Source organism: Caballeronia calidae (assembly GCF_900044055.2).
GTDB lineage: Bacteria > Pseudomonadota > Gammaproteobacteria > Burkholderiales > Burkholderiaceae > Caballeronia > Caballeronia calidae.
This window is the reverse complement of the sequence record NZ_FCOX02000135.1, coordinates 1-8586: the sequence shown is the minus strand read 5'-3', so window position 1 is coordinate 8586 and position 8586 is coordinate 1. Positions and strand designations below refer to the sequence as shown.

Below are 8586 nucleotides of genomic sequence, written 5' to 3'. Positions count from 1 at the left end.
TCCGGAACTGTCGTCGCGTGATGGCGCGCCGCATCCGTTGCTGATTGCGTTTCTGGAAGCGGCGGCGCGCCGTTCATATGCGTAAGCGCCTGCTTCGAAGGCGGACGCTTACGCAAAAGCTCGAACTGAGCTGATCGCCGACGCGACCAACGTGGCATCGACATTCCCGCCCGATGCCACGATCAACACATGCTTGCCGGAGCGTTCTTGATTCTCGTGCAGAATTCGGGTTAGAGCACTCTATGTCTGACAAGGGTCCGCCTTCAGGAGCCGAATCAAATGCCCTACCGACAGGCGCACGGCCCCCTTCCGGCTCTCAATCAAGCCGGAAGACTCAATTTCGCCATTCGGCCGCCGCCGACGGTCCATGCCTGCCCGGTCACGAAGCTCGATTCGCCGGAAGCAAGCCATGCCACCAGACTCGCGACTTCCTCCGGCCTCCCTATGCGCCCGACAGGATGAATCCTGCCCAAACCGACACGAAAAGCTGTCGGCGTTCGGCCTGTTTTGAATAAAGTCGACATTCAATTCCGTATCGATCCACCCTGGAGCGACCGCGTTGCAGCGCACGCCGTCAAGCCCATGATCCACTGCGATCGCCCTGGTCAATCCATGCAAGCCTGCTTTCGACGCGCAGTAGGCCGCATGCTTCGGGTTGGAGCCCAGGCCCTCTGGTCGAGCCGATGTCCACGATCGTTCCGTGCGTGTCACGCAGATGCGGCAGCGCGGCTTTTATCAACGGGAATTGGCAGGTTGGCCGTCAAGTTGCGCGTCCAGTCTTCCAGAGACAGCTCCTCGACAAGCTGCTCCTGCATCATGCCCGCGTTATTGACGAGCACGTTGAGCCTGCCTGCACGTCGAATGACCTCGTCCACAACGAGGCGCCGCAAATGTCACACTTCATCCCAGTTCTTCACGGAATCAGTACGTACCATCGCGAGCAGTTCTTCTTCTTGTGCTGCGATGCGGGTAGCAATTTCCACAATCTCTTTTGCCCGCGCCCCGGGAATCACCATCACGCCGCTTTCGTCAGCGACGATGTAGTCTTCTCGGGAGATGCTCACGCCGCCAATCTCGATAGTTTCGTTGATCGAGCCGAACGTGAAGTCATTACGGCTACGCTTCGGGCAGACGCCCACGGCCCAAACCGGGTAGCCAATTTCGCGGATCTCATCAACGTCACGAACCGTGCCCCACATGATGGTCGCTCGCACGCCACGACGCTGTGCCAGACGGGACGCCAGACCTCCCCATGCGGAGGCATAGTTGGCACCGCCGAGGTCCATTAAAACAATGTCCCCATCAGCCATCGTTTTGAGAACCGCTTCCAACGGCTTTCCCACACCGCCGCCGAAGCGATACGCGTCAGGATCGTTCTTTTTTGCGAGCAATTTAACCGGCAAGGCGCGGCCAACGGCGCGGCCCTGTCCTTGACGTTGGGCGAATAGCCCCGGAAGTACTCCAGGAATGCCGAGTTCGTCCAGTGTGTCGGACAACACAGAGGTCGGGAAGGCGGAAAGCTGGTGGATAAGGGCAGACATAGGTAACTCCGAGTAAGTCTTCGTTCGCAATAGGGTAACGACGGTATGCGAACGGAATGTGGATTAGATGCAAACGAACGGTCAGATAGCGGCAGTGATCACTACCTCAAACAGCATGCGCGGGTCGGCCATCTCCAGAGCGCCGCAACACCGCACTGGCGGATTTTCGGAATCGACCCATTGATCCCATTCGGCGTTCATCTCCTTGAAGTCCGCCATGTTTTTGATCCATAGCATTGCAGATAGGACCTTCGTGCGGTCACTTCCAGCTTCAACGAGGATTCGGTCGACTTTGCCCAGCGCTTCACGCACCTGTGCGGCGACTCCGGCGGAGAGATCTGACGCTGTCTGACCACCGACATAGAGCGTTTTTTCGTGAACAACGTAGCGACTACCGCGAGCGCCTTTGCGAATGATGTTCGACATTTGGATTTGAGCGAAGTATGGATGTAGAAATGGCTTTAGCGTTCTGCGCCTGAAACGGCGGCGTGGTAATGAATCGCTGACATTACGCTTATTCTTCGAAGCGGCTCGGGAGGCAACCAGGTTGGCCGCTCAAGCGACAACGTGTCGTGAAGCGCGTCGGAATCGATGCCCAGCGCGAGTTCTCCTATCAGCCGACCGAACATCGCCCCCTTCAGCATCCCGACTCCGTTGCAACCGACGGAAACGAAGAGGTTTGGTCGGAGCTCGCCAAAGTAGTTCGCACCGTTTCGCGTCAGGCCGACGACGCCAGACCAATAGTGCTCGAAACTATGCGACTCCATGTTCGGATATCGACGCCGATAGTTTTCCGTGAGGAGATCGCGAAATTTCTCGCCCACAGCCTCATGCTCATAGGTCTGTACGCAGCGAACCAAGAGGCGGCCATCGGCGGTTTTACGCACTGTTGAACCGATCCGCTTTCCCGGCAGGACGCCCCATTCGCCGGGCCGGCCTAGCTTCATTAGTTCTGTGTCGCTGAGCTGCGGTGTCATCGCCGCATAAGTAAATATCGAGAACAGTCTATCCTTCAGTAGTCCGAGTTCCTTCGCAAAACCATTATTTGCGACGATGACCTTTTCGGCTTTGAAGTCGCCGCGCGTAGTGGTGATCCGATAGGGACACTGGTCGGATAGTTGTATGACGGGCGTCTCTTCCAGAAGGACGACATTCGAAGGCAGCGTGTCCGCGAGCCCCCGGATCAATGCGGCTGGCTGGACGAAGATGCTGTTAAATGAGTGGTATCCGTACCGATAGTACGTCGTGCCCAGCTCCCCGCTCAGGCCTTCACGATCGTATTCCGTGTAAGCGATGCCCCAGTCACGATACTTTTGCAACGAGTTGCGTAAGTCCTCCTCGCCACTAGCCGTTGCCGCCGCGAAGAAATCGCCCGCGGGATTCCAAGCGCAGTCGATGCCATTACGTTCAACCGTATCCTTCAACCACCCGAGACCGGTCTTGTACAATCCGATTTGGCGACGGGCCATCGCCAGGCTTTGCGGGTCGTTGCCGACCTTCACATTATGAGGAAGGCTGATGACAAATCCAGAGTTTCGGCCGGAAGCGCCTTCGCCAACCGTACCGGCTTCTATCACCAGAACTTGCTTGTCGGGGCGTTCCTCCGCGACGCGTCTCGCCGCAGCCAGTCCCGTGTACCCGGCCCCGATAACGACGATATCGTAGCTACGTTCATCGGGCATTTCTATAGACGGTGTGCGCTTCGGCAGGAGCGCATTCCAGCCACTCGGCCGGTGATAAACAGGAAAGGTGTGCGTGGAATTCATAGTCGATGTCGTATTGCCTAACTTGTTGCTCCACTATTGGAGCTCGCCAGTGCTGATGTGGGCGAACTGCAACCGGTCGAAAATTTGCGAAACTGAGAGGTTCAAGGCATCCATCGAAGCGGTGGTTGGCGAAGAATGCTCGGTCGAACCGGACGCGACACACTTTGTAGTCCTTATGAGACGACGGTGAACATCATTTTGTTTGGCGACGAATGTTCACCATCGGGACGTCCGATCTATCTGGACCCGGCCATCGATCCGCCGGTTGGCGCTCCCTCAATCCATTCCTTTAGCTCCACGATTTCCGTCATACAGACTCATCGTCATCGCCGATGAGTCCGGCGACTTTCCGGGGTTCGCCTCGGCCAATTTGAGGTTGCGAGTTTCCGGCGCCAAAATCTGGCAGACGAGGCCACCAAGCAACAAAGTCGCGAAGCATGCCAGGAGCGTCGTCTTGGTTCCGAAATCCTGCATTGCCAGAGGGAGCAGGAAAGTGGCTCCTGCAGACCCGATTCGGCTACATGCGATGACAACGCCCGCACCCGAAGCTCGCAACTCGGTTGGGAAGAGTTCGGCCGTATATACCGGATTCAGCGTTGTCATGGCGGACAACATGCACGCGAAGATGCCGAACAACGCGATCGTTGCTGTCTGATATCCCTGCAACAGAGTCAGCGAGAGCAATGCGGCTGAACATCCGTAGAACGCGGCAAGGATGAAAGTACGCCGCGGAAGTCTGTCGATAATCAGAACGCCGATAATCGCACCGGCGATCATCAGCCCGTTGTAGACCATCGCGCCCATGAACGGATCCTTGACGCCCAGCCCTTCCAAGATCTTCGGCGTGAAAGTGCCCAGTGCGAAGTACGGAATCACTTGGCACGAGAAGAAAGCACAACCGACAATCGTGTTTCGACGCATACGAGCGGAGAACAACTGTGACCAGTTGGCTCGCTTCGGTGCGTCTGGCGCCATGGAGGCGCTGCTCAGGGTAACATTCGGTCCGAATACGCGCGTGATATTGGCTTGCGCCTCGGCAGCGCGCCCCTTGCGGACGAGCCACATCGGGGACTCGGGAATCAAGAAGCGGAAAGGCGCGACCACGATCGCCGGGATGGCGCTAACGGCAAGCATCAAGCGCCAGTTGCCAGGGTCCGAGTTGTGAATGGTATAGCCCACATAGTAGGCAACGACGTAGCCAGCGCTCCACGCCACAGCGAACAGACTCAACAACCCGCCTCTAGACTTTCGCGGCAGGTATTCGACAACCAGCGACTTCCCGACGGCGTAGTCGGCACCGATAACAACCCCCAACAAAACCCGGAAGGCTAGTAGTTGCCAGGGGTCGGTCACGAAGTATTGCGCGCCCGAGAGCAGCGCGAAAGCAATCATGTTGTAGGAAAAGATGCCCCGCCGGCCGAAGCGGTCCGCCATCGGACCGCCGAACAGACATCCCAGGAAAATTCCCGCGAGCGATGCGGCCGCGATCAAACCCATCCAGGTCGCATCAAGGTGCATCGGCTTCGCGGCCGCACTCACTGCGATCCCGATGATTCCGAGGATAAAGCCGTCGCTAAACTGCCCGCCCGATCCGGCCAAAACGACGCCGAAATGGAATCTGCGCAGCGGCACATCCTCCATTGATATGGTGCCTTTCATCTCGTCTCCTGATACTTCACTTTTATAGGACATCCCGCTCTCCAGCCCTTGACGCGACGGTAGGGGACCCTTCCACCCTGCTGCGTTGGATTCACGGAACCTTGCAACAGTAGGATGCAGCTCAGTGTGTGGGCGAATCGATGCCTCCCCGCAAATTACAAACGGCGCCTATACTTTCCATAGATCAGCCTTTTGGAAGCCTCGGGAAATCCCGGCCTGAACGCAACTACAGGCAACTGCTGCATTGCAGCAATCGTTACAACCGGAGCCGCCCGTTCCTGTTATGAAAGACATATCGTCAGAGCGTTACCCAGAATGGGACCTACTCGTCACATGGGTCGCAGTCATCGCGACTGGATCGATCTCGCAAGCCGCCGAGCGGCTTGGAATGACCCAGGCGGGCGTCTCGCATCGAGTCGGGCTCCTGGAATCCGTGCTGGACTGTGCCTTACTCGACAGGGGAAGAAGGCCCGCGCGGCCAACCAGCGCAGGGCATCGGCTCTACGACCATGCAACTCTGCTTCTGCAGCATGCCGACCAGATGGTTGTCGGCGTTCGCAACGTATCGAGGTCCAAGCGAAACACAGTGCGACTTGGAAGCGTCGAATCGTTTGCCGCAACCATTGGTCCCGTAATCATCTCTGCTTTGGCCCAGAGATCGAATCAGTTGCGTCTTGTTTCAGGCAATACGAGCGGGCTGCAAAGCCAACTGGAGGCACGTGAACTCGATTTCACCGTGACCACAGGCAGGCACACCGCTCCCGGCCTCCGGAAGGAGAAGTTGTTTTCGGAGCCGTTTCTTGTCGTCCTCCCTCGTTCCTTCGAAAGCGGTACATTGTCGACCTTCACTGCGCTTAGCAGACGTCTACAGTTCATTCGCTACAACGCGCACGCCGTAATCGCTCAGGAAATCGAAGACTATTTACAACTGCATTCCGAACATATTGAGAGAACGTATGAATTTGACGCGACCGATCTGCTTCTGAGCCTGGTTTCTGCCGGGCACGGGTTCGCTCTTACGACTCCATTGTGTTTGTGGCAGAGCCGCCAGTACCTTCCCTCAGTTAGGATCTTGCCGCTCTCGTCATTTTCTCGCGACGGTCAACCGTACGAAGAGATGCGTCGGTCCTACTATCTCAACTTTCACGACAACGAGCTTGGTAGTCTTCCGAGCGTTTTGCAGGAACTCATTCGAATCGGTTACGAGAAGCTCGTTGACACTGAGATTTCCAAGGGGATCGGTTTTCCCAAGTCATCCATCTACTTTCCACACGTGAAATCGTGAGGCGCTCGCATTCGCCACGAAGTCAGAGTTTCGGGCGTCGCCGACTCGCGGCCGAGCTAAAACGAGCAAGGCTGCACATCCTGATCACAATATGAAATGCGGTCCACGATTCGTTTGTATTCGTAATGTATTTAGGGCATGCATTATCAAATTTAGGTGCCTTAAATTGCGTCCCTCATGCACAAGGGCTAAGCATTGCACGCCGCTGGATAGCTTGAAGAAATCGGCGCAGCGCCTCTACTGTGATTAGCCACCTTCGCCGCGGACGGCAGTTATGGCCGGAATCCCGAACCAGCCTCGTCGGACAGCCGGATAAGTTCGTCGATGACCACGCGCACGACGCGCTTCGCTTGATTCGGAACACGCTCACCCAGCTTCGTCGAGAGATCGATGCACGGGAACTGCTAAGTACTTTAAAGGACTTCGCCATCGCCGTGCCGGGCAGCGTGGCTCCTGCCCGCCTAATACCGTGCTGAAAGGCATCTAAAACGCCACAGCTTCTTCAATGCCTGATGGGCTTCAGCTCCCGCGCGATCTTTTGGTACTCGCCCGTAGGACGAAGGGAAACTGTCTCCGTTGTGCCGGGAATTCTGTCAACTATGGGCGCCCGGCCCGTCGACCCGGGAAATCCGTCAATTGTTCAGGTACTTACCGCCGAAGGAATTGTGTCACCGCTCGCGAGTGCCGACGACGCGGTTCACATCCGGGAGTCTTTGGATGAGGCGAGGCTTCCGACGCATCCGCACCTAGAGCAGTCGGTGAGCCGATACGGGAGCATTGCGGCTGGTCTGAGCTAAAACTCACCCCAGGCAACATTCAAGATAGCGGCGTGTGAACGCACGGCGGTGCTCCGATTTCATCGGGTGAGAGTTCTCCGGCGTCCATGTCCCGCCATGACTCACGTAGCAACTTGCACAGTGAAACCGCGCTTCAAGTAGCTGGACATTCACCCGATATGGTGCTTCACAACCGCAGCGCCAGCACCTTGACTCGAGAACGCGATGATGGGCAGGACACACGCTCTGCCTTTCCAGTTGGTGCACAACGCTGTGATAGCCATGAGCGAGACAGCGACGACAATAACGGAACACGTCGCTGTAGCGTCGACGCCCGGGCGGATCCATCAGCGAAGTCCGCAGCGTTTCTGCGGGTAAGCCGAGACTCTCCTGTAGTCGCCCGACATCGACCAACCCTCGACGCGGAGCGACACCCTGATAAGGATCGACTTCCAGCCCCATGAGTCGTGCTACAACGATGCCCGACAGCGCGTTGGCAGTCTCGAACTTCCACAGGATCGAGATCAGTGACTCATGTGGATAAATCCAGCCCCTCCTGAATATGTAACCCAGGGCCAGCGTCAGCCGGCTCTCATCGAGCGTGAGAATCGGGAACGCCGGCTCCCTCAGGAGCCCGTCGCTAAGAGGTGGCAACAAGGACGCGTCCGGTTGCATGACGTGACTGGACATAGCCGCAATGCCTCACCGCATGGTCCCAAAGGACCTGGTCCGGGCAATAGCCCCGTGCGTCGTTCAATTCACTGTCCTTGAGCACTATCTCGACCGCGCGTGCGAAGGATTCCATCGGGATCCCAAGCCTCCCCGGCAGATTGGCCTTGTGGTGCGCCGTCTCGAATGCATTCCACAGAGTATCGGCGTCACTCACCAGTCGATATCCCGCATCAAACGCCTGCGGGACGTAGAAGCGGGTAAAACTCCATTGGCTGCCTTCGGGGTAGGCGGTCTGATCGTAGCCGTTCAGGCATGTCGCCACGTCCTGCGCATTGCGGATGCCATAAAAGGCCAACTCCTCGACCATCAGACGCGCGACGATCTGCGTCTTGCCCGCGACCTGCATCGCGGTCTTTTGCGCGAGCAACTCCTGCTGGCCAACAAGGAACGTGAACAACTTGATCTGCTGCCGGTCCAGCGCAACATGCACGTCACGCAGCCATTCGTATTCATTGTCGTCGTAGCGTTGTGCCTCATCGCAAAAGAGCAACACCACCCCACTGCCCCCCATCGATGCCGCCTGACGGATCCTCAGCGTCAAGCGCATCCGCTTTGAAGGATTCGAGCCGGCATTGGGGTCCGGGTCACCGACCGCCTCCAGCAGATTCGCGAAGAACGGCCCTTCGGCATGCCGCGGCTTGTGCTCGCACTGCGCGTGGTAACTTGTCATCCGCGGATAGTTGCGCGCCAGCAGCAGGCGCACATACTCGATTGCCCGGGTTTTGCCAATGCGCGACGGACCGTAGATAAGGATCGTTACCGAAATAACTTCCCGCTATGCAGCGCTTGTTGAGTAGATGCGGTAGTTCCATGCAGGCAGGGTTGGG

General features: G+C 57.4%; 8 protein-coding genes and 1 pseudogene. 1 reads left to right on the top strand and 8 read right to left on the bottom strand.

All coding sequences use genetic code 11. The annotated features are described in order from the left end of the window. Positions 1-320: 320 nt before the first annotated feature. The 7 genes and pseudogenes from AWB78_RS50015 to AWB78_RS40445 form a co-directional block, all read right to left on the bottom strand. A complete protein-coding gene (locus AWB78_RS50015) occupies positions 321-524 on the bottom strand; it encodes an SDR family oxidoreductase (RefSeq protein WP_198399457.1) in 204 nt (67 codons plus the stop codon). After that, positions 517-711: pseudogene (locus AWB78_RS50010) on the bottom strand (SDR family oxidoreductase); the annotation flags it as partial. The gene AWB78_RS50015 and the pseudogene AWB78_RS50010, both read right to left, overlap by 8 nt. Continuing rightward, on the bottom strand, positions 708-875 hold the full coding sequence (locus AWB78_RS49485; RefSeq protein ID WP_198399456.1) for an SDR family NAD(P)-dependent oxidoreductase: 168 nt from the start codon (positions 873-875) through the stop codon (positions 708-710). The pseudogene AWB78_RS50010 and the gene AWB78_RS49485, both read right to left, overlap by 4 nt. Positions 876-893: 18 nt before the next feature. Further along, positions 894-1541: an RraA family protein gene (locus AWB78_RS40460; RefSeq protein WP_062612644.1), complete on the bottom strand. Its 648-nt coding sequence runs from the start codon at positions 1539-1541 to the stop codon at positions 894-896. 81 nt (positions 1542-1622) lie between these two features. Further along, complete coding sequence (locus AWB78_RS40455) at positions 1623-1967, bottom strand: RidA family protein (RefSeq protein ID WP_062612642.1); 345 nt, start codon at positions 1965-1967, stop codon at positions 1623-1625. Positions 1968-2002: 35 nt separating this feature from the next. Beyond that, positions 2003-3307 carry an NAD(P)/FAD-dependent oxidoreductase gene (locus AWB78_RS40450; RefSeq protein WP_062612640.1) on the bottom strand — a complete coding sequence of 435 codons (1305 nt, stop codon included), beginning with the start codon at positions 3305-3307 and terminating at the stop codon, positions 2003-2005. Positions 3308-3583: 276 nt separating this feature from the next. Further along, positions 3584-4966: an MFS transporter gene (locus AWB78_RS40445; RefSeq protein WP_063959111.1), complete on the bottom strand. Its 1383-nt coding sequence runs from the start codon at positions 4964-4966 to the stop codon at positions 3584-3586. A gap of 283 nt (positions 4967-5249) precedes the next feature. Here AWB78_RS40445 and AWB78_RS40440 point away from each other — a divergent pair, with 283 nt between their 5' ends. Then, a complete protein-coding gene (locus tag AWB78_RS40440) occupies positions 5250-6251 on the top strand; it encodes a LysR family transcriptional regulator (protein ID WP_062612638.1) in 1002 nt (333 codons plus the stop codon). Between the two features lie 1416 nt (positions 6252-7667). Here the strand turns inward: AWB78_RS40440 and AWB78_RS40435 are convergent. Continuing rightward, complete coding sequence (locus AWB78_RS40435) at positions 7668-8525, bottom strand: ATP-binding protein (RefSeq protein ID WP_074173688.1); 858 nt, start codon at positions 8523-8525, stop codon at positions 7668-7670. Between the last annotated feature and the right edge of the window lie 61 nt (positions 8526-8586).

Coding starts and splice junctions, on each gene's coding strand:
- AWB78_RS40450 (WP_062612640.1), bottom strand. CDS start 3,307: ATGAATTCCACGCACACCTTTCCTGTTTATCACCGGCCGAGTGGCTGG.
- AWB78_RS40445 (WP_063959111.1), bottom strand. CDS start 4,966: ATGAAAGGCACCATATCAATGGAGGATGTGCCGCTGCGCAGATTCCAT.
- AWB78_RS40460 (WP_062612644.1), bottom strand. CDS start 1,541: ATGTCTGCCCTTATCCACCAGCTTTCCGCCTTCCCGACCTCTGTGTTG.
- AWB78_RS50015 (WP_198399457.1), bottom strand. CDS start 524: ATGTCGACTTTATTCAAAACAGGCCGAACGCCGACAGCTTTTCGTGTC.
- AWB78_RS40440 (WP_062612638.1), top strand. CDS start 5,250: ATGAAAGACATATCGTCAGAGCGTTACCCAGAATGGGACCTACTCGTC.
- AWB78_RS40455 (WP_062612642.1), bottom strand. CDS start 1,967: ATGTCGAACATCATTCGCAAAGGCGCTCGCGGTAGTCGCTACGTTGTT.